General features: G+C 66.5%; 17 protein-coding genes. 8 read left to right on the plus strand and 9 right to left on the minus strand.

Features of this window, described 5'->3' with window-relative positions; all coding sequences use genetic code 11:
* Positions 1–10: 10 nt before the first annotated feature.
* From ASD34_RS01775 to ASD34_RS01795, 5 genes are all read left to right on the plus strand, one after another.
* A complete protein-coding gene (locus ASD34_RS01775) occupies positions 11–691 on the plus strand; it encodes a FadR/GntR family transcriptional regulator (RefSeq protein WP_056572185.1) in 681 nt (226 codons plus the stop codon).
* Positions 688–2,010: a CynX/NimT family MFS transporter gene (locus tag ASD34_RS01780; protein WP_056572188.1), complete on the plus strand. Its 1,323-nt coding sequence runs from the start codon at positions 688–690 to the stop codon at positions 2,008–2,010. Before ASD34_RS01775 ends, ASD34_RS01780 begins: the two co-directional genes overlap by 4 nt.
* A 239-nt stretch (positions 2,011–2,249) precedes the next feature.
* Entirely contained in the window at positions 2,250–4,484 is a 2,235-nt protein-coding gene (locus tag ASD34_RS01785) for an NADP-dependent isocitrate dehydrogenase (RefSeq protein WP_056572189.1), read from the plus strand.
* A gap of 167 nt (positions 4,485–4,651) precedes the next feature.
* Positions 4,652–4,999, plus strand: a complete 348-nt coding sequence (locus ASD34_RS01790; protein WP_235509940.1) for a DUF1161 domain-containing protein — start codon at positions 4,652–4,654, stop codon at positions 4,997–4,999.
* A gap of 163 nt (positions 5,000–5,162) precedes the next feature.
* Positions 5,163–5,927 (plus strand): SDR family oxidoreductase, encoded by a 765-nt coding sequence (locus ASD34_RS01795; protein ID WP_056572191.1) that lies wholly within the window; start codon positions 5,163–5,165, stop codon positions 5,925–5,927.
* A gap of 14 nt (positions 5,928–5,941) precedes the next feature.
* Here ASD34_RS01795 and cynS read toward each other — a convergent pair whose 3' ends face one another.
* Entirely contained in the window at positions 5,942–6,385 is a 444-nt protein-coding gene (cynS, locus tag ASD34_RS01800) for a cyanase (RefSeq protein ID WP_056572193.1), read from the minus strand.
* A gap of 149 nt (positions 6,386–6,534) precedes the next feature.
* Here cynS and ASD34_RS01805 point away from each other — a divergent pair, with 149 nt between their 5' ends.
* Entirely contained in the window at positions 6,535–7,428 is an 894-nt protein-coding gene (locus ASD34_RS01805; RefSeq protein WP_056572196.1) for a LysR substrate-binding domain-containing protein, read from the plus strand.
* Positions 7,429–7,565: 137 nt separating this feature from the next.
* Complete coding sequence (locus tag ASD34_RS01810; protein ID WP_056572198.1) at positions 7,566–8,723, plus strand: alpha-hydroxy acid oxidase; 1,158 nt, start codon at positions 7,566–7,568, stop codon at positions 8,721–8,723.
* A 45-nt stretch (positions 8,724–8,768) separates the two neighbouring features.
* Here ASD34_RS01810 and ASD34_RS01815 read toward each other — a convergent pair whose 3' ends face one another.
* The 5 genes from ASD34_RS01815 to ASD34_RS01835 are packed head-to-tail and all read right to left on the minus strand — an operon-like array spanning position 8,769 to position 15,441.
* Positions 8,769–9,272: a pentapeptide repeat-containing protein gene (locus ASD34_RS01815; RefSeq protein WP_056572200.1), complete on the minus strand. Its 504-nt coding sequence runs from the start codon at positions 9,270–9,272 to the stop codon at positions 8,769–8,771.
* An 18-nt stretch (positions 9,273–9,290) separates the two neighbouring features.
* On the minus strand, positions 9,291–11,345 hold the full coding sequence (locus ASD34_RS01820) for a T6SS phospholipase effector Tle1-like catalytic domain-containing protein (protein ID WP_056572202.1): 2,055 nt from the start codon (positions 11,343–11,345) through the stop codon (positions 9,291–9,293).
* Entirely contained in the window at positions 11,342–11,992 is a 651-nt protein-coding gene (locus ASD34_RS01825) for a DUF3304 domain-containing protein (protein ID WP_082548462.1), read from the minus strand. The genes ASD34_RS01820 and ASD34_RS01825 overlap by 4 nt, the downstream gene beginning before the upstream one ends.
* Positions 11,993–12,033: 41 nt before the next feature.
* The gene (locus ASD34_RS01830) at positions 12,034–12,915 is read right to left on the minus strand and encodes a DUF4123 domain-containing protein (protein ID WP_056572206.1); all 882 of its coding nucleotides are present in this window, start codon (positions 12,913–12,915) and stop codon (positions 12,034–12,036) included.
* Positions 12,916–12,918: 3 nt separating this feature from the next.
* Positions 12,919–15,441 carry a type VI secretion system Vgr family protein gene (locus ASD34_RS01835; RefSeq protein WP_056572208.1) on the minus strand — a complete coding sequence of 841 codons (2,523 nt, stop codon included), beginning with the start codon at positions 15,439–15,441 and terminating at the stop codon, positions 12,919–12,921.
* Between the two features lie 534 nt (positions 15,442–15,975).
* On the opposite strand from ASD34_RS01835, the gene ASD34_RS01840 reads away from it, so the two are divergent.
* A complete protein-coding gene (locus ASD34_RS01840; RefSeq protein ID WP_157609603.1) occupies positions 15,976–16,323 on the plus strand; it encodes a hypothetical protein in 348 nt (115 codons plus the stop codon).
* Positions 16,324–16,347: 24 nt separating this feature from the next.
* Here ASD34_RS01840 and ASD34_RS01845 read toward each other — a convergent pair whose 3' ends face one another.
* From ASD34_RS01845 to ASD34_RS01855, 3 genes are read right to left on the minus strand one after another with little or no spacing between them, the layout of a single operon-like run.
* Positions 16,348–17,322 carry a tripartite tricarboxylate transporter substrate-binding protein gene (locus ASD34_RS01845; RefSeq protein ID WP_056572212.1) on the minus strand — a complete coding sequence of 325 codons (975 nt, stop codon included), beginning with the start codon at positions 17,320–17,322 and terminating at the stop codon, positions 16,348–16,350.
* 29 nt (positions 17,323–17,351) lie between these two features.
* Positions 17,352–18,704: an alpha/beta hydrolase family protein gene (locus ASD34_RS01850; RefSeq protein ID WP_056572214.1), complete on the minus strand. Its 1,353-nt coding sequence runs from the start codon at positions 18,702–18,704 to the stop codon at positions 17,352–17,354.
* Entirely contained in the window at positions 18,701–21,487 is a 2,787-nt protein-coding gene (locus tag ASD34_RS01855; protein WP_056572216.1) for a tannase/feruloyl esterase family alpha/beta hydrolase, read from the minus strand. The genes ASD34_RS01850 and ASD34_RS01855 overlap by 4 nt, the downstream gene beginning before the upstream one ends.
* Positions 21,488–21,555: the final 68 nt, after the last annotated feature.

Below are 21,555 nucleotides of genomic sequence, written 5' to 3' on the forward strand. Positions count from 1 at the left end.
GACCGGAACCATGCTCGTCCAACCTCCCCGCACCTCCCTGGCCGACGCCGCTGCGAACAGCATCCGCACCGAGATCGCCGCGGGCCGCTGGCCCATCGGCTCGCGCATTCCCATCGAGCCCCAGCTGGCGCAATTGCTGGGCGTGAGCCGCGGCACGGTGCGCGAGGCGGTGAAGACGCTGGTGTCGCGCGGACTGCTCGAGGTGCGGCAGGGTTCGGGCACCTACGTGCGCTCGGGCTTCGACCCCTCGGCCAGCCTGCAGAAGCTGCGCCTGGCGAGCCTGCGCGACCAGTTCGAGGTGCGCCGCGCGCTCGAGGTCGAGGCCGCCCGGCTCGCCGCCGTGCGCCACACCGCGAAAGACCTGCGCCGGCTCCACGCCCTGCTCGACAAGCGCGGCCAGCCCGACATGGCCGACGACGGCGCGGCCTTCATCGAGCGCGACCTGGCCTTTCACCTGGCCATCGTCGATGTGTCGGGCAACCTGGCGCTGGTCGAGACCTGCCGCTTCATCACGGGCTACATCAAGGAAACCATCGCCAGCACGCTGAGCGCCAGCCTGCCCGAGCCCGACGAGGCGGCGCACCGCGCCATCGTCGAAGGCATTGCCAGCCGCGACCCCGAGCGCGCCGCCGCCGCCGTGCGCGAGCTGATGGCGCCGACGCTCAACGCGCTCGCATTGGGCACGGCATGAACTCGATCACTTTGCCCCCGGGTGCTGCCACCGCCGCGCGCACCCAGGCGGCGCCATCGGGCGCCGAAGAACTGCTGATCGACGCCGAGGTCGACAGCCTGCCCGCGCCGCGCCCCACACCCGCGCCCAGCCGGGGCCGCCAGCTGCTGCTGGGCCTGACGGTGGTGCTCATCGCCTTCAACCTGCGGCCGGTGTTCGCCAGCCTGTCGGTGGTGCTGCCGGAAATCATCCGTGCCACCGGCCTGTCGGCCACGGCCGCGAGCCTGTTGACCACGCTGCCGATCGTCTGCCTGGGCGTGTTCGCGCCGATGGCGCCCTGGCTCGGGCGCCGCTTCGGCACCGAGCGCACGCTGCTGGGCTGCATGGTGCTGATTGGCGTGGGCACGGTGCTGCGCGGCACCGGCAACATCCCGCTGCTGTTCCTGGCCTCGGCCATCGCGGGCAGCGGCATCGCGGTGTCGAACGTGCTGCTCTCGGGCCTGGTGAAGCGCGACTTCGCCAAGCAGGCCGCGCTGATGATGGGCCTGTACACCATGGCCGTGTGCGGCGGCGCCGCCAGCGCCGCCGGCCTCACCGTGCCGCTGGAGCACGCGCTGGGCGGCGGCTGGACGCTGGCGCTCGCGATGTGGGCCGCTCCGGCCGCGCTGGTCACGTTCATCTGGGCACCTCAGGCGCTGCCGCTCAAGCCGGTGGCGAGCGAGTCGGGCTTCACCGTGCGCGGCCTGTGGCGCGACCGGCTGGCCTGGCAGGTGACCTTCTTCATGGGGCTGCAATCGGCCCTGGCGTACATCGTGATGGGCTGGCTCGCGCCGATCCTGCGCGAGCGCGGGCTCAGCGGCGAAACGGCCGGTTACGTCGTGTCGCTGTCGGTCATGACGCAGGTCGTGACCTGTCTCGTGGTGCCCGCGCTGGCCGTGAAGCTGCGCAACCAGCGCGCGCTGGCGGTGGTGCTGTCGGCGATGACGGTGGCGGCCATGCTGGCCATGCTGTTCGCGCCGCTCGGCGCCCCCGGCGGCATGTGGACCTGGGCCGTGGTGCTCGGCATTTCTCAGGGCGGCACCTTTGCGTTGGCGCTCACCATGATCGTGCTGCGCTCGCCCGATTCGCACATTGCCGCGCACCTGTCGGGCATGGCGCAGGGCGTGGGCTACATGGTGGCGGCCTTCGGCCCGCTGCTGGCGGGCTTGCTGCACGGCTGGACCGGCAGCTTCGGCGCCTCGGCGTGGCTGTTCGTCGGCCTGGGCGTGGTGCTGGTCATCGCGGGACTGGGCGCCGGGCGCACGCTGCATGTGGGCGCGGTGACGGTGCCGCGCCACTGACGGCTTTCCTCAGCGGTACAGGGCTCCGTTGCAGGGCAACCTGACGGGAAGCCCGGCGAGGAACTGTTTCCTGATCGGCGGCATGGTCGCCATCGCTCGAAGCCACAGCCGCGGGGTCATCAGGGCCTTCGCAGCCGACCCCGGCTCGGGGCGGTGACAATGGGGGGTTTCGGCGAAAATCCCTTTCGCCCAGTGAAATTTCACCCCCTCGACAACCCAGAACCTACGGAAGCAAGCGCATGAGCACGAAGCAACCCACCATCGTCTACACCCTCACCGACGAGGCGCCGCTGCTGGCGACCTACGCCTTCCTGCCCATCGTGCGTGCCTTCACCGCGCCGGCCGGCATCAACGTGACGACCAGCGACATCTCCGTGGCCGCCCGCATCCTGGGCGAGTTCCCCGAGTTCCTGAGCGACGACCAGAAGGTGCCCGACAACCTGGCCGAACTGGGCAAGCTCACGCTCAAGCCCGAAGCCAACATCATCAAGCTGCCCAACATCAGCGCCTCGGTGTCGCAACTCAAGTCGGCCATCAAGGAACTGCAGGGCAAGGGCTACAAGATCCCCGACTACCCCGAGAACCCGACCTCGGACGAAGACAAGGACATCCGCGCGCGCTACAACAAGTGCACCGGCAGCGCCGTGAACCCCGTGCTGCGCGAAGGCAACTCCGACCGCCGCGCGCCCCGCGCCGTGAAGGAATACGCCCGCAAGAACCCGCACAGCATGGCCGAGTGGAGCCAGGCCTCGCGCTCGCACGTCTCGCACATGCACGGCGGCGACTTCTATCACGGCGAAAAGTCCATGACCCTGGACCGCGCGCGCAACGTCAAGATGGAACTGCTGACCAAGAGCGGCAAGACCATCGTGCTCAAGCCCAAGGTCGCCCTGCTCGACCGCGAGATCATCGACTCCATGTTCATGAGCAAGAAGGCCCTGCTGGCCTTCTATGAAAAGGAGATCGAGGACGCGCACAAGACCGGCGTCATGTTCTCGCTGCACGTCAAGGCCACCATGATGAAGGTCTCGCACCCCATCGTCTTCGGTCACTGCGTGAAGATCTTCTACAAGGAAGCCTTCGAGAAACACGGCAAGCTGTTCGACGAGCTGGGCATCAACGTCAACAACGGCATGGTCGACCTGTACAACAAGATCGCCACGCTGCCCCAGAGCACGCAGGACGAGATCAAGCGCGACCTGCACGCCTGCCACGAAGGCCGCCCCGAGCTGGCCATGGTCGACTCGGCCAAGGGCATCACCAACTTCCACTCGCCCAACGACGTGATCGTCGATGCATCGATGCCCGCGATGATCCGCAACGGCGGCAAGATGTGGGGCGCCGACGGCCGCCTGAAGGACGTCAAGGCCGTGATGCCCGAGTCGACCTTCGCCCGCATCTACCAGGAGATCATCAACTTCTGCAAGTGGCACGGCGCCTTCGACCCCAAGACCATGGGCACCGTGCCCAACGTCGGCCTCATGGCCCAGAAGGCCGAGGAGTACGGCTCGCACGACAAGACCTTCGAGATCCCCGAAGACGGCGTGGCCAACATCACCGACCTGGACACCGGCGAAGTGCTGATGAGCGAAGACGTCGAGAAGGGCGACATCTGGCGCATGTGCCAGGTCAAGGACGCCGCCATCCGCGACTGGGTGAAGCTGGCCGTCAACCGCGCGCGCAACTCCGGCATGCCGGTGGTGTTCTGGCTCGACGCCTACCGCCCGCACGAGGCGCAGCTGATCACCAAGGTCAAGATGTACCTGCACGAGCATGACACCACGGGCCTGGACATCCAGATCATGAGCCAGGTGCGCGCCATGCGCTACACGCTGGAGCGCGTCGTGCGCGGCCTGGACACCATCAGCGCCACCGGCAACATCCTGCGCGACTACCTCACCGACCTGTTCCCCATCATGGAACTGGGCACCTCGGCCAAGATGCTGTCGATCGTGCCGCTCATGGCCGGCGGCGGCATGTACGAGACCGGCGCGGGCGGCTCGGCCCCCAAGCACGTGCAGCAGCTGGTGGAAGAAAACCACCTGCGCTGGGACTCGCTCGGTGAATTCCTCGCGCTGGCCGTGAGCCTGGAAGACCTGGGCCTGAAGACCGGCAACGCGCAGGCCAAGATTTTGGCCAAGACACTCGACGCCGCCACCGGCAAGCTGCTGGACAACAACAAGAACCCCTCGCCCAAGACCGGCCAGCTCGACAACCGCGGCAGCCAGTTCTACCTGGCCATGTACTGGGCGCAGGAACTTGCCGCGCAGACCGAGGACAAGGACCTGCAGGACAAGTTCAAGAAGCTCGCCGAGGCGCTCACCACCAACGAGAAGAAGATCATCGACGAACTGCTGGCCGTGCAAGGCAAGCCCGTCGACATCGGCGGCTACTACCTGGCCGACAAGGCCAAGTTCGAAGCCGTGATGCGCCCGAGCGCCACGTTGAACGCGGTGCTGGCACCGGCGGTCTGATCCTGCGGCGCCTCGTGCATCTTCCGGGTCTGTGCCGACCCGGAAGATGCACCCACCGTACCCACGGCCTGTCGCTCGCGCGGCAGGCCGTTTCTCTTTGTGCGCGACTAGACTCCGATTTCTCCCGCCCCCATCCACTGCAAGCAAGAGCGAAAGGCAGTCCCTTCATGATGAAACCCCGTCTGCTTGCTGCAGCCGCCTCGGCCCTGCTCGCGGTCGCCGGCAGCGCCCAAGCCCAGAGCAACTGCGACACGTTGCGCGCCGAGATCGAGGCCAAGATCGCCGCGTCGGGCGTGACGAACTTCAGCGTCGTCACCGTCGATGCCTCCGCCACGGCGAGCGGACAGGTCGTGGGCAGCTGCGACCTGGGCACGAAGAAGATCGTCTACCAGCGCGAAGGCGGCGCGGCCTCGCCGTCCCCGGCCACCAGCTCGGCGCCCGCATCGCGCGGTGCGCCCATCCTCACCGAGTGCAAGGACGGGTCGGTGTCCATGGGCGGCAGCTGCAAGCCCTGAGGACCGCACCGCTCGCATCCGGCCATCAGCGCCCTTTTCGCAGGATCAGGCAAAAACCTCGTTCGATCCGGATACCGCTTCCAGCCCCTTCGCCCCGAGACTCATCCCCATGCCCGGCGCACCCCTTGCGCCATGGCGCACCGACCCGCATGAGGAGTTTTGTATGAGTGCAATCCAGGACACAGTGGTTCTCGTCACCGGCGCCAGCAGCGGCATCGGCGAGGCGACGGCGCGGCGGCTCGCGCGGCGCGGCGCCCATGTGGTGCTCGGCGCGCGCCGCACCGAACGGCTCGCGGCGCTCGCGGCCGAGATCAACGCGACCGGCGGCTCGGCGAGCTTCCGGCGGCTGGACGTGACGCACCGGCCCGACATGGAGGCCTTTGCCGAGTTCGCCCTTGACACCCACGACCGCATCGACGTGCTGGTGAACGCCGCCGGCGTGATGCCGCTGTCGCCGCTGTGGCAGCGCAAGATCGAGGAGTGGGAGCTGATGATCGACGTCAACCTGCGCGGCATGCTGCTGGGCGTGGCGGCCGTGCTGCCCGCGATGCAGGAGCAGGGCTGGGGCCACATCGTCAACGTCGCGCCGGTGGCCATGGGTGGCACCACGCCCGACTCGGCCGTGTACCACGGCACGCAGTACGCGGTGCAGGCGATCTCCGAAGGGCTGCGGCGGGAACACGCGGGGCGCCTGCACGTCTCGCTGGTGAGCCCCGACGTGGCCGAAGCCGCCGACCCGCTGGCCGAGCGCATCGCCGACAGCTACGCCTTCGAACGCATGCGCACGCAGCGCCGCCTGACGACGCCGGTGGAAGGCGTGGCGCGCGCGATCGCCGGAGCGATCGAGGGCGCGCGCTACGGCATGGCGGGACCGGGCTGGCGCCCGGCTCCGACGCCGCGGCCGAAGCCGGCGGCACCGGTGTACTGACTGAGCGCCGGGCCTCAGTAGCTCTTGTACGGCAGGAACTTGCCCGACAGCACCACGTTGACGCGGTCGCCCTTCGGGTCGGGCTGGCGCTGGATGTCCATGCTGAAGTCGATGGCGCTCATGATGCCGTCGCCGAACTCCTCGTGGATCAGCTCCTTGATGGTGGTGCCGTACACGCTCACCACCTCGTACCAACGGTAGATCAGCGGGTCGGTGGGCACGGGCGTGGGCAGCGAGCCCTTGTAGGGCACGACCTGGAGCCACTTCTGTTCCTCGGGCGTAAGGCCGAAGATCTTGCCGATGGTCCTGGCCTGCTTGTCGTCGAGCGTCATCTGGCCGAGGCAGGCGGCTGTGGTCCACTCTTTCGACAGGCCGACCTTCCTGGCCACGTCGGCCCACTGGATGCCCTTGGACACCTTCACGGTGATGATCTTCTCGGTGACGTCGTTGCGGTTCATGTGGCCTGGCTCCTGGGAATGAATGGATGCAACAGGGCAAGCAACAGGCATGCCCGTCCGCGCGCCCACGCAACTCGCGCCGCGCCTGTGCAATGCGCTCGTCGCCCTTCGATAACATCGCATCGCTCACTCCTTCCCCAAAAAAACACATGGCATCGACGCGACTCCCCTCGACCCAGGGCCTGCAGGCCTTCGAGGCCGTCGCGCGGCTGCGCAGCGTGAACCTGGCCGCTGAAGAACTCAGCGTGACGCCCAGCGCGGTCAGCCACCGCATCCGCCAGCTCGAGACGCAGCTCGAGCTCAAGCTCTTCACGGGCAACGACTTCGGCCTGAGCGCCGACGGCGTGGCCTACCTGGCGCGCGTGCGCGAGGCCATTGCAGCGCTGCAGCAGGTGCCGGGGCGCGAGCCCGCATCGCAGGTGCGGCGGCTGCGCGTGGCGGTCACGCCCACCTTTTCGCGCCAGATGCTGCTGCCCCGGCTGGCACAGTTCCGTGACGCCTACCCGACCATCGAGCTGATGCTGCAGGTGACCATGCCGGTGCGCAACTTCACGGCCGAAGACGCCGACATCGAGCTGCGCTTCGGCACCGGCCCGTTCCACGACCGCGAGTTCTGCCAGCTGCTGGCCGACGACGTCTCGCCGGTGTGCAGCCCGGCCTACCTGGAACGCCACGGCCCCTTCGACGATCACTTCTCGACCGACGCCGAGGTGGCGCGCGTGCAGCTGCTGCGCACGCCGCTGGAGTCGTGGCGCATCTGGTTCAAGGCCTGCGGCATCGGCCTGCCCGAACCGGCCACGGGCCACCAGTTCAACGACCTGGGCCTGGCGCTCGATGCCGCGGCCGAAGACTTCGGCGTGGTGCTCATGCACCTGCGGCTGGGCCGCGCCTGGCTCGACAACGGCCGGCTGGTGCGGCTGTCGCCGCACAGCGCGCCCTCGCCCAACGCCTATTTCCTGTGCTGGCGCCCCGGCACCATGGAGCGCTGGGAATGCGCCACCTTCGTCGAATGGCTGCGCCAGGCGCTGCGCGAGCCGGGCTGAATAATTTTCAGACCGGCTGCGGGCTTTTTTCAGGTGGCCGGCGCGTTTCCCCTGCAGACTCGACCCCCGGCGCTGCCGTGGCCCACACAGGCCGCAGCCCGCCGCGCCCCCCATAACACCAGCCAGGAGACTCCCCCGTGCCCGACCTTTCCAAGATCACCTGCATCGAAGACCTGCGGGCGATCGCCCAGCGGCGCGTGCCGAAGATGTTCTACGACTACGCCGATTCCGGCGCCTGGACCGAGGGCACCTACCGCGCCAACGAGAGCGACTTCCAGAAGATCAAGCTGCGCCAGCGCGTGGCCGTGAACATGGAAGGCCGCTCCACCCGCACCACCATGATCGGCCAGGACGTGGCCATGCCCGTGGCCATCGCGCCCACGGGCCTGACCGGCATGCAGCACGCCGACGGCGAAATCCTGGGCGCGCGCGCCGCCAAGGCCTTCGGCATCCCGTTCACGCTCTCGACCATGAGCATCTGCTCGCTCGAAGACATCGCCGAGCACACCGACCGCCATCCCTTCTGGTTCCAGCTCTACGTGATGAAGGACCGCGACTTCATCGAGCGCCTGATCGACCGCGCCAAGGCTGCCAACGTGTCGGCGCTGCAGCTCACGCTCGACCTTCAGATCCTCGGCCAGCGCCACAAGGACATCAAGAACGGCCTGTCGACGCCGCCCAAGCCCACGATCAAGAACCTCATCAACCTGGCGACCAAGCCGCGCTGGTGCATGGGCATGCTGGGCACCAGGCGCCGCACCTTCGGCAACATCGCGGGCCATGCCAAGGGCGTGAAAGACCTGTCGTCGCTGTCGTCGTGGACCGCCGAACAGTTCGACCCGGCCCTGAGCTGGGCGGACGTCGAATGGATCAAGAAGCGCTGGGGCGGCAAGCTGATCCTCAAGGGCATCATGGACGCCGAAGACGCGCGACTGGCCGTGGCCAGCGGCGCCGACGCGCTCATCGTCTCCAACCACGGCGGTCGCCAGCTCGACGGCGCGCCCTCCTCCATCGCCGCGCTACCGGCCATCGCCGACGCCGTGGGCAGCCAGATCGAGGTGTGGATGGACGGCGGCGTGCGCAGCGGGCAGGACGTGCTCAAGGCCCGCGCCCTGGGCGCTCGCGGCACGCTGATCGGCCGCAGCTTCCTGTACGGCCTGGGCGCCTACGGCCAGGAAGGCGTGACGCGCGCGCTGCAGATCATCCACAAGGAACTGGACGTGACGATGGCCTTCTGCGGCCGCACGCAGATCGACGACGTGCGGTCGGACATCCTGCTGCCGGGTACGTTCTGAGGGGCGGCTGAAGACCCCGGCATCTGGCGACCTCGTTCGCGGGCACTAATGCGTGCTGTTGAGCAGCGTGTCCTCGAACTCCAGATGCTCGAAGTGGCTTCCCGTGAAGTCGACGTTCTCTCCACGCAGCTGCCTTGCATTGACTCGCGTGCCTCGGCATCCGAGCACCTTGACGTCCTGCCACCGCGCCTGATCGAAGTTCATGTCGGTCCAGATGCAATCGCTGAACGTCGTGGTGCCCAGCGTGCTTCCCTGAAACAGGGCCTGATCGAATGTGCACCCGACAAAGGTGCAGCCGACGAGCGTGAGGCCCTTGAAGTCGCACTGGCTGAAGGTGCAATGGCTGAACTGGCAATGGGTCCAGCGGGCTTCGTGGAAGGTGGTGCGCGTGAAGCTGCTGGCCGTGAAGACCGTACCTGAGAACTGCGCGAGATTCAGATCGAGTTCCGAGTAGGCGAAGCCATCGGCTTCACCGGACAGCCCCGCAGGCGCGCCTCCAACGCCCTTGCGCCATCGGTCGTGGTCCAGAATGATCTGCTGCGAACTCATGCGAAGAACACGGGGGCGTCAGAACCGCATCGATCCGAAGATCTCGCCCATCGATGGCACGGGAGGCGGCGTGTTGCGGATAAGGATTTCGTTACGCACGGCACGCGCCTTGGCAATGCGTGCTTCGTTCTCGGCCGCGATGCGCTCGCGGAAGACCGCGTCGCCCCGATTGCCGAAATAGATGCGACGGAATTTCGCCAGGCCATGGCCGTTGAACTCGAACTCGCGCATGCCGAAACCGATGAAACCAGCCATCGAGTCGTGCACCAGTTCATCGAACAGCTTTGCAATGTCCGCAGGCACCGGATTCGTGTTCAGTGCCTCCAGCACCCACAAAGGCTCGCGCTCGGGGGCATCGGTGCGATAGATCAGCGGATAGCCATATGAAGCCAGCCATTCCTTCCACTCCTTGAGCCGCTTCGGCGCCTCGCGGGCGAAGGGGGCGTTCTCGTTCGCCAACTTCTCGTCGGTCAACAGCTTGTGACGGGCGTCCCACAAGCTCTTTCCTTGCACTGCAAGGCCGACCAGACCGCCCAGTGCGGCATAGAGCGAGACCACCTTGTCGCATGGATTGGCGACCGCCTTGCCCTCGCGTTCCGACTCCTGATCGTTCGCCGCCATGCGCTTCCTGACTTCGGCGCCAACGGATCCAACCACCCGCATGAGCGCTCTCTGGGTGTGCAGGAGCCACTCGGGCTCATCGACATAGTCGTCGCCCTTGTTGGGCGTTCCCTGCGCGCGATGGTATTGGCCGCGCGCCTTGAATGCGGGCTCCTCCGCCTGCCACCGATAGTTCAGGTACCAGTTCATGTGCTGGCGCGCCATGTCTTCCACAGGGGCCTGCTTGATCTTCGCCTGCTGATAGTAAGCACGGAAGGCATTCAGGGTCGACGTCGCAGGTGTGAGCGCGTCTGCGATTTCACGCTGCCGGGTATCCAGCAATGTCTGGATGGTGCGAAACGGAACGCTCGCCGCAATCGACGCACAGTACATCTCGAAGCCCGGGACACGGGCGAGCTGCAGATTCTGTGGATCTTCTGCTGCGTTCCAGTCGGCCTGCCCCAGGCACATCGGCATGTAGCCGCCTCCCACATCGGAATGCGACCCGGGATAGATGTACTCCTTGGTGTTTGCGGGGTACTTGCCATCGATGCGCACCGAATCGAGGGGAAAGCATGCCCGGACTTCGTGTCCCGCGACCAGGTGCAGGCAGCGCTCGACGCCGGGATGAATCTGCATGTTCTTCTTGGCCCAGCCGTCATGCCCCTCGCTGATGCCGTCCGCAAACAACGGCGCCACACCGACCGATGCCACGGTGTCGAAGATGCCAAGGAACTGGACGCGCAACGGTATGTCCGCGAACCGGTAGCCACCGTCTTTCTTTTCGCAGATCTCGTACAACCAGTTGGTGAACGCACGCGCCTGCGCGGCGCCGCGCGAGAACCCGAACACGCTGACATTGATCTGAAGGATCTCCGGCTTGCGGTCCTTGATGGCGGCCTTCAACCGCGTCTGCCACGTGCCCTTGAGCACCCGGCGGCGATCCCAATCCATGGAGGTATAGCCCCCCAGGCCTTCTGTCATGCGGGCGGCCTGGGCATCCGAAATCAAGGGGGCCTTGAAATGGTACGCATGGACCGCATTGAAGATGCGCGTCAGGCCCCAGATGATTCGCGCTTCGCCGCCGGCAGCCATGGCGGACCCTTGCGTTCCCCCCTTGTCACCGATTTCCTTGAATTCCGTTCCCACGCCGGGCATGTAGTAGCGGTAGTAGCCGTTACTGCCCTGCGGCTGGTCCGAGTACGCGTGATAGAGCCGCACCACGTTGCTGTGCTTCTGCTTGCGGCGATCGCTCACGACCTTCTTGTAGTCTTCGTCTTCGTTGTTTCCGGTGCCGTCGAAGAAGATCCCGACAAACAGATTGCCGGTGCAGGTCACCTTGTTGGCGTCCGGTTGCGCCGCACAGGCGGCCTTTCCGCGCTGCATCTGCTCGCGCGCACTCAGCGGACGTTCCCGGCTGCGCGTGACGCCCAGGCCAGCCGCCGGATTGAGGGCCGATTCGATGGTGCTCATGGTGTCCTCCTTGACGCGCGCAGGCCTTCGCAAGCCTCGCTCTTGCCCTTGCCGCGGGTGTAGTACTCGGTCAGGTCCTTGCTGGTTTCCCACGGTGCCTTGTCAGCTTCGGGAAAAACACTGCACGGACTCTCGATGCCGAACTTGGACACCAGCAACTTGACACGGTGGTTCGCGTAGAAGTGGACTTGCACGGTGCCAAGATTCTCGCGGGAGTACTTCGGAATCTCCACCTCCGCCTCCTGCGGCGGCGGTGCGGGCCGCGAGCCCGGCGGGCCGCTGCCGTAGGCCCACGTCACGCGCGCCTTCATTCCAGGTTGCCAATCCTTGGGAACCTTGACGCAGCAATTGAAACTGGTGCCCCCGGATTTGGGCGCCATGTTGGGTCCGCTGGCACCGTCGACCGTGAACCCGATGATGCTTTCATCGCTCATGTGGTTGTAGCCGGTGACCTCCACAGGGATCTTGTCTTCGCCACATGCGGACATCAGCACGCAGCCGCTCAGCCCCAGGAGCACCAGCAGGCGCCTCCACAGCGGCACCGTTGCCATTCGCACGATCGCATGCGCGGTATCCGACGAATGTCGACGGCGATGTCCGTTCCCATGGGTTGCGTTCAGGTCGAGTGTCGATTCGGTCGTGCTCATGGTTTCCCGCTCGCGGGCGATTGCCCTTTTCAATGATGTGTTCAATCGAGGACTCCCGTTTCCAACAGTGCCTCGCTCATGTTGCCCGGCTGCCAGACACTGGCATCGAGCATCTTGAGCACCCGTTCGTCCACGAGGGCGGCGCCGTCTGTCATGGTCGCGACCTGCACCAATGCGACCTTGTCTTCCAGCCGATCGATGCCATGCTCACGCCCGAGTTCGAGCGATGCCGCGACGATGCCATGCCATTGGCTCGGACGCATTTCATCAGGGAGAGGCACCAGATCGGAAAGCTGCTCGTCGAAGAAAGCGATCAACGCGTCCGGCTCGCTGCTTTCGACAAACACGTCGAATTGCTCGTCCGCGAGCACAAGGGGTGCCGCATGGGGCCGGACCTCCTCTTCGGGCATCGGCAGCGCCGCGAGGCGGCCCGTCCGATCGATGAAGAGCCAGCGCGTCAAAGGTTGCGTCCATGCACGCCATTGCTCGGGCGTGAACGTCTTCGCCAGGACAGGCAGCGTCCGCGTGTCCGCGATGCGCAAGAGGAACTGCTCGCGATCCTTGGTCAAGGCCATGTGCAGCCTCGCCCAGTGCTCGGCGATGTCGTAGGGCGATGCCTGACTCGCCAGAAAGCTCAGCATGGGGCGCCCCGAACAGCGCGTCAGCCAACTCGCGATCTGCGACTTGGTGCTCTCGACATCCGGATCGGGACTCCACAGCCGGACAAGCCTCGGGCCGACCGATGCCAGATCCTTGACGGGCTCTTCGTCGTAGCAATTGATGCCCATGGCTTTCGCGTTGGCATCGCCGAAGTCGAAACCGCTGTCGTACAACGCAAACCAGTGTGTATCGGGGTGGGCCTCGAAATGAACGAGCAGGCTGGCAGCCACGTCGGCCTGAACGGGATCTTGTGCGATGTACACGGATCAGACCTTCGCGACCACGGAGCCGGCGCGCAGCGCCTTCATCAGGCAATCCACGCACAGAACCGTCGCACCCGGCAGCGTCTGCGTTCCCGGCACCGGCTGACTCTTGGGACCGACCAGGCTATGAGAGCCTGCCCATTCGCGGTACACCCCTTTGGTGGCATGCTCGATGCCCGCTGCATTCCACGTCGTGTAGCTGGTGCCGCCATTGACGAGCACTTCCTTGCCGGCTTCGATCCTGATGTTGTTGCGCGCCTTGATGAGAATGTCCTCACCTTCGACGGACACGTTCATCTTGGCCAGCACATTGATGCAGTCCTTCAGCGCCCGAATGTCGATGTCGGCCGCAGCGGCGACGAGACGAATGCCTTTCTCGAAAGCGGCGATGCGAACAGCCTCCTTGGCGCTGATCAGCGTGCTCTTGCCCGCGGCAATGCTGGTGTGGGCGCCACTGGTCAGGGCGTTGTGCTGGTCGCTCGCCATGTGCGTCGACCCGCCAGTCGTGGTCTCGATGCCCACAGGGCTCGCCAAGGTGAGGTGAGGCTCCTGGAACTCGGGAAAGACACCTTCCGACCGGTTGCCGCCATTTCCCTTCAAGGCATCGTTCTGGCCCTTGATCGCCTTGGTCACTTCATCCTGGTCGCCAGCCTCCTGCGCCTTGGCCTGCTGCGCGGCCTCCGACAGCGCCTCGTGTTGGTCGCGCGCCTGCGTCAGGCGCGCGACCGTCTCGGGCATGTCCGTCACGTGTGCTTGGGCATTGGGGCGCGCCTCGGTCGTGAGGAGCAAGCCCTTCGCGGAACGAAGTGCCCCATGGCCCTCGGTGCGCAGTTCGAAGCCCTGGCCGCGCTGGTCGGTGCGTCCTCGCGTGCTGTCGATGCGAACGATATGACCCAGGTTCAACTCGCTGGCATCCGGATCGCTGCGCACCTTCACCTGCAACTGCCCGGCCGTATCGTCGAGGATCACATGGTTGGACTTCCCGCCCGGGCTGTTTCCGGCGTCGTCGGCCAATTCTCGGCTGCGGATACCGGACAGCGCCTTCTGGTCCGGCAAGGTCCACGGCGGCATGTAGTTCTGGTTGTAGACGCTGCCCATGACGATGGGATGGTCCGGATTGCCGTCGAGCCATTGCACGATCACCTCGGAGCCCACGCGCGGCAATGACAGCAGCCCTTTCTCGCCGCCGGCCCAGTTGCTGCTCACGCGAACCCAGGCGCTGCTGCGTTCATCGAAGGCGCCGATGCGGTCCCAGTGAAACTGCACCCGGATTCGTCCGTATTCGTCGACGTGCAGGCTGCCCTCGCCCGCAGGGCCGACCACCGTGGCGGTCTGCACCGTGAGGATCTTCGTGTCGACGCTCTCGAAGCCCCGCCCGGGACGCCAGGGAATCGACTTGCGAATGCACGTCAATGTGTTGCTGTAGCCCGCCAGTTCGTCTGCTTCCTGCAGATAGTTGTTCGTCGCGCGGTGATGCACGTCGATCACCAGCAACTCCCCGTCGGGCACGCCCTTGATGTCGAAGTGATCGGTCAGTTGAAAGAACCGCCCGGGCAGGACCCGGCGGTTGTTGCCCGCCGCTTCGAAATGCTTGGCCTTCGCCTCGATCTCCTCCATGCGTCGGCGCGTCAGCGCGTCGCCGTCCAACCGGTTCTTGAATCCATAGGCCCCCGCATATTCATGCACCTCCAGCGACGGCACCTCACCCTGTCGATTGACCGTGGGCGCCTCCACATGGACGGCACGCGGGCTCTTGAAGTCGAAGCCGCTCAAGGCGGAATACCCCGAGGCCATTCCGCGCACAGGCGAGATGTCGACGATGGCGTCCTCCTCCTGTGTTCCGCCTGCGTTCTGGAAACGCACTTCGACATTGCCGTCGATCGGGCGGGCCAGCGTGGTGTCGTCACTCACGACCCACTTGTGGCCCTGCGCATCGTGTTCGTACCAATAGACGCAGCCCGCCGCTTCGAGACGGCGATGAAGATAGTTGTGATCGCTCTCGCCGAACTGGCACGCCATCGTGAACGGCCCATCCTCCCCCCGCACCCGCCAGTCCCACGCGGGCAGCACGCCATAGTCCGCCAGGATGTCGGCGGCCTGGTCGTGCAGGTTCTTCTGGTGAAAGAGCCGATCATTTCGCCGCAGCGTGAGGTAGTGCAACCAAGGGCGAAGCACTGCACGGTAGTGCGCAACGCCAGCGTCGCTCTTGATGAGAGAGAACTCGAAGACATACCCGCTGAAATGGCGCAACGTGCCGTCTGCGCGCACCAGGCTCACCACCAGGAGCTTGCCCATCATGTCCTTGAGGGCAATGCCGACCTTGTCAGCCAAAAGAATCAAGCTGTACTTGAAGTCGCGGCTCAGTCCCTCTTCTGCATCGAGCCGATCTACCACCAGACGAACCTTCGAGACGCGGCCAAACGAGTCTGTGGCAGAGGGTCCGTCGTCGAGTGGAAAACTCAAACGCAACAGGCGATCCTTCTGGCTGAAGGATGCACCATGAAAAATGGAGACGAGACTCGACATGGCTGTCCGACGTTTGTATTAATCGTTCTGGACAACTTCGCAGGCCTGAATCTGTGCGGCAGGCCAAGCGGGAATGTCCTCCCTTGCAGGCTCTCGGAATCCCCTTCAGAACGTGCTCGGCGATGGTATCGCATGAGCTCTCCCCAAGGGAACATCTGCGACAAACCAGTGAGTCACCGGAGCACGAGTCGACGTTCTTCCGGTATGCGAGCGCGATGGTGGTGATTGCGTTTCGGGCGAGCCTGCGGTTGCCACAACAGGCAAGCTACCTGCATCACGACCAGTGGTCGCTCGGGCGCCTCCCGATTGGCTCAGTGTGAGGGAAGAACGCCACCGGCTCATGCACGGGAAGAGCGGGTACGTCGTGCTCTACAGTCAGCTCAAGGATCTGTGGCTGCTGGTTTCGCGCGAAGCGGCCCACAAGCTACTTGCGGCACGGTCATCGATGATTTCCGCACGACCTGCGGCGAGCGCATGAGACGGTTCTCCCCATGATTTTTCGGAGGCCACAACCGTCCAACAGGGAGAGCGCGAATGACAGTACAGAACTCAGATACCACCACGCGAAGCGATCCGACGGGTGTCGGTTCTCGGCCGGTGCTGAGCATGCTGTCATGGGCCGCCTCGATCCTGGTCCTCAATGTCCTGCTCACTGGCCTGGAACGACGTCAGGCCCTGACCTTGACCGGACCTTTCGTCGCGCTCATCGCCGGCGCCCTGCTCTTGTGGGCGGTGCTGATCTACTGGTGGCAGGTTCCAGCCACCCCCAGCATCGCAAGACGCGTGACGTACTTCATCGCCTACGTCGCCGTCATGGCACTGCTGGGGCTGATCGGCGTGTGGGCCGCCTTCTGGGCCACCGTTGCCATCCACGGGCTCTGAGCGCGATGCGCGCGGCCGACAAGCTCAATCCGCGTACACCCCCGCCGCCTTGATGATCGGACTCCACTTCGCGATCTCCGCCGCCACGAACTTCTTGTGCCCCTCGGGCTCGATGCGGCCATCCGTGGCGACCACGGCGCCGAGTGCTTCCTCGCGCTTGATGAAGTCGGCGTCCTTCAGTGCCGCCTTCAGCGCATCGCTGATCTTCCTGAGCACCGGCGCCGGCGTGCCCTTGGGCGCGTACAGGCCGTGCCAGATCGTCACCTGGAAGTTCTTCAGGCCGGCCTCGTCGAGCGTGGGCAGGTCTTTCAAGAGCGGCGTGGCCAGGCGCCTGGGCGTGGTCACCGCATAGGCCTTGACCTTCCTGGCCTCGATCTGTGGCGAGGTGTTGGTGCTCTGGTCGCACAGCAGGTCGATCTGGCCTCCGATCAGGTCGGTGATGGCGGGCGCCGTGCCCTTGTAGGGCACCGGTGTCATCTCGGTCTTCATGGCGCTCTGGTAGAGCAGGCCGCACAGGTGCGAGGCCGAGCCGATGCCCGCGTTGCCCAGGTTGATCTTGCCCTTGTTGGCAGCGATCCAGGCCGTCAGTTCCTTGTAGTTGGTGGCGGGCAGGCTGGGCTTGGCGATGAGCGTCATGGGCACGTCGTTGACGATGCCCAGGTACTCGAAGTCGGTCTCGACCTTGAACGGCACGTTGCGCACCAGCGTCGGCACGGTCGCCATCGCGATGTGGTTGAGCAGCAGCGTGTAGCCGTCGGGGTTGGCGCGCGCCACCTTGGCCGCACCGATGGAGCTGCCCGCGCCGGGCACGTTGTCGATGATGACGCTGGCGCCGCCCAGCGGCTTGCGCAGCGCCTCGGCGAGGTCGCGCGCGACGCGGTCGGTCGGGCCGCCGGCCGCGAAGGGCACGACGATGGTCACGGGCTTGCCGGCGGGAAAGTCCTGCGCGTGGGCACACACGGCAAGGGCCATCGCCGCGAGGGCGAACAGTTTTTTCATGGAAGTCTCCGTCAAGGTCAAAAAGAAAATCAGGGCGCACGCGAAGGCACGCGGCTTTCGAGCGTCGGGGGTTGCCACTCCGGCTGGATGTGGCAGCCGTTCTTGCCGTCGGTGTCGTAGCGCGGCTTGAGCAACGCGCAACGCTGCGCGAGGCGCTGGGGCGTGGGCTTCTCGCCGGTATCGATCCAGTCGAGCAGCGCGCCGAAGAGCGCGGGGTATTCCGAATCGCTGAGGTAGCTGTGCTCGTGCTCGGCGCTGAAGCTCTGCACCAGATGGCCCCCGGTGCCGGCCGCGTCGCGGATGCGGCGGTAGGCGCTCTCGAGCTCGACGAAGGCCGTCGGGTCGTCGATGGCGTGCAGGCTGACGGTGGGCAGCGAGGTGCGGCCGGTGGGCTGGCTGTCGGCTGCGAGCGCGCCCTGCGCCTGCGGGTCGGCCGCGTAGCGCAGCACGCCCGCATTGAGCGCCGCATCGTCGGCGGAGCCGCTGTAGACCACGCCGATGTTGCCGAAGGGGTTGCGCCCGCCCAGGCGCTTTTGCACCAAGTCCTGGAAGAGCCACGTCGCCCAGTTCAGGTGCCCGATCAGCGAGCGCTCTTGGATCTTCACGACTGACAGGATGGTCTTCAGCCGTGCCGCCTGCTCGGGCGTGCGCTGCGCAGCCGGCAGGCCGACGCCGGTGCAGGCCTTGACGCGCGCGGCGAGGTCGGCGCGCGTGAGCTTCGCGTCCATCGGCAGGCCCATCCACAACGGATACTGCGGCTCGTCGGGCTTGGGGTGGTTGCGGCAGACGTACTGGTAGACCACGCGCAGGTCGAGCCGGAAGTCGTAGGCGCTGTTGCCGCCGCCGAGCACGCCGCTGGTGAGCAGCAGGCCGTCGTAGGGCGACTTCGCATCGCCCACGGGCGCATGGAGTTCGGCCCCCTTCGCCGCCACGCCGGCGCCGTAGCTCTGCCCGTGCAGCAGCGTGCGCTTCGGCTGGCCGAAGTGACGCACGACGATCTGCCGCAGTCGCTCGGTGTCTTCGGCCGCCATCGTCACGCCGTAGCCGCCGCGCCGGTAGGTGGAGCCGGCCCACGCATAGCCGGCCTTCACGGTGATGGCCCAGCGCTTGAGGTCTTCTTCGCTGCGCGCGAGCTTGGGCGGCCCGGTCTCGGGGCCGCCGTGCGCGTGCATCACGAGCACGCCGCGCTGCCAGTCCTTCGGAATGGCGATCCAGTAGAAGGCGCCCGCGCCGTCTTCACCGGTGTAGCAGCGCGCGGTCTCGGGCACGGGCGACGGGCAGGCCGCCGGCTTCGGTGCGGTGGCGGGTGTCGCGTGCGCGGACAGCAAGGGCGCCGCGCCGAGCAGTGCGACGGCGGCAAGTTGCGAGAGGTATTTTTTCAATGGCGTACTCCGAGGTCCAGCGCGGCGTTCGTTGCGTCGGTGGAAACGAAGGCCATCACGCCGCTGTTGAAGATGAAATGGCCCGGCCGGCCGGCACCGGCTTGCGCCACGCCGAGCACGGGGGTGTCGTAGCCCAGCGTGGTGGCCGCGCCACCGAGGTTGAACGCGGTGCCGGCCACGGTGGCCTCGCGGCTCTCGCCCTTCACGCTCGCCATGGCATAGCTGCCATCGGCCGCGCCAGGCATCAGCGTCTGCTGCACCGCGAGCAGGCGCAGGCCCGGCTGGATGACGGTGGCCACGCCGCTGGGGGTGTCGGCCGCCGGCACGGCGGTGGCCACGCGGCGCAGGTACAGCGGCGTCGATACGCCATTGACCAGCCCGATCACCACCGAGCCCGTCAGCGCGCCGCCGGTGGTCTCGGCGGTGCCGCTCGACGAGGTCGAGGTCGTGTACATGTCGAAGGCCCCGCGCGCCGTGCTGTAGCTGAGGTAGCCCTTCTCCGTGTTCTTGCAGGTCTGGTCGTAGGTCATGAAGCTGTTCGACGCCGGGCTGCGGCAGAACTGGAAGGTGCCCGCATTGCGCAGGCGCCCCGCCGACGAGAACGCCGCCGTGGCCCCCGCGCCGAGCTGCTCCACGCCGGCCGCATTGAAGATCAGCGACACCGTGCGGAAGTCCGTCGACGGCGACACGTTCTGGAAGGTGTTCTGGAACGCCACCAGCGGCGAGAAGCCGGCGCCGATCGGCGGGTTCACGCCGCCCAGCAGCACGCCGCCGGCGCCGAAGCTGAACACCGCCCCGCTCTCGCCGCTCGCATAGCTGCAGCTGCCTTGCGACACCAGCGAACCGCTGCGTTGCGTACCCACCCGCGTGGGTTCGTGGCTCGCATCGATGGTCACGGTGTAGGCCAGGGTGGCCGGGTCGATCTTCACCTGCAGTTCCTCGCCGAAGCTGTTGCCGCCCTTGTAGCGCGTCGCGCTCGCCGGCAGGTTCGGGCAGGCGAGCGGATCGCCGACCTCGGTCACGCAGCTGAAGTTGACGGCCGCATCGAGGCTGCCGCTGCCGCGGTACCTGGGCCACGACGGAAACTGGCACAGCGGGCGCGTGCGGCCATAGCTGCCGGCCACGGCGTCCACCGCCACCGGCGTGGCAGGCGCGAGGCCGCCCTCGACCCAGCCTTCGAGCGCCGCGAGCGAGTCCCAGTTGGGAATGAAGCTGCCCGTGCCGTGGCCCATGCCGGGCACGGTGTAGAAGCGAACGTTCTGCGTGACGGCGGCCTGGCCCAGCGTGGCGACGAACTGCCGGTAGTAGTCGATGGTGGAGTTCGGGCTGATCACCTCGTCGGCCAGGCCGTGCAGCATGATCAGCTTGCCGCCGCGCGCGAAGAAGGGCGCAAGGTTCGGGTCGGTCGCGTCGGTGAGCTTCGACACCTCGGCCACGCGCGCCGCATACGTGCCGGGGTTCTGCGGATCGAAGGTGAGCGTGTTGAAGTCGGCATCGCGCGTGACGAAGAACTTCACCCACTGGTCGCCGGTGACGTACATGTTGGCATCGGCCGAGGTGGCGGGGTTGCCCGGCACCTTGCGCGTGCCGAGGTCGCGCGTGGTATACGGGCCGGCCACCAGTGCGCCTTCGAGGAGGTTGTAGCCGCCCGCGCGCTTCACGCCGTTGGCCAGCGAGTACGTCGTGAACTCGAGCGGCGATCCGATGACGCGCACCGTGTCGAGCTGCGCGTCCGACAGGCAGGTGTCCGCCGTGTCCGCGCCGTCGGGGCAGCGCAGCGACGCGAGAACCTGCGTGTTGAGCTGGCGGCAGCTTTCGACGTTGCTCACGATGTTGTCGATCGCGCCGTCGAGCTTGTCGCAGGCCTGCATCGCGGCCTTCTGCACCAGCAGCGTCTCGGTCAGGTTGAGCCAGCCCGCGGCGCCGTTGTTGTAAAGCGCGCGCCCCACGGCCACGTTCGACAGCCGCGTACCGGTGTAGTTGAGCGCGGGCTCGTTGGCGATCACGCCGTCGTAGTCCTGCGGCCAGCGCTGGATGTAGCTCAGCGCGTCGCGCCCGCCGGTCGAGGTGCCCAGGAAATAGGCGTGCCTGGGCTTCACGGCGTAGCGCGCGAACACCAGCGCCTGCGCCACGTCGCGCGTCTTCTTGAGCGCGTTGCCGCCGTAGTTGGCAAGCTGCTCGTCGTTGGCCGCGAACTTGCCGTCGGTGATGCTGCTCGACTGATGGCCCGAGTCGTCGCCGTAGGTCGCGTAGCCCAGCGCCAGCGGCGCGGGCTTGCCGGCGGGGCCGAAGCGGATGACTTCGGTGCCGTCGATCAGCACGCCGTCGAAGCCACCGCCGCCGAAGTGAATGGTCTTCTGGTTCCACTGCTCGGGCAGGTTGACCGCGAAGTGGATGAGCTGCGAGGCCGCATCGACCGGCGCGATGGTGCCGCGCACGCGGCAGTAATCGCCCAGCGTGTTGCCCGCGTCGCCGGCGGCCACGGGTGTGGCGCTGGTGACGGTGGCGCCCTGCGTGGGCAGGCTGATGAGTGAAGCGGGCAAGCTCTTGCCGGCCAGGTCGGCGCAGGCCACGACGGGCAGCACCGGAGGAGGCGCTGTGCCGGGCGGCTCCTCGGCGGGCGGGGTGTTGCCGCTGGCGGGCGGCGGGGTCGGCAGGAAGAAGCCGGGGCTTCCCCCTCCCCCGCTGCCGCCACCACAGGCGGCCAGGACCAGCGGAACCAATGAAAAGCCGATCAACGCAACGACGGCACGAAACTTCGAGGCAGGGCGCGGTGTGCGCATGGATGTGTCTCCGGCATGCAGCCTCGGTGGGCTGCTTTTTGAACAGGCGGCCGGACGATAGATTCCGT

Source organism: Variovorax sp. Root473 (assembly GCF_001426505.1).
Classification (GTDB): Bacteria; Pseudomonadota; Gammaproteobacteria; order Burkholderiales; family Burkholderiaceae_C; genus Variovorax.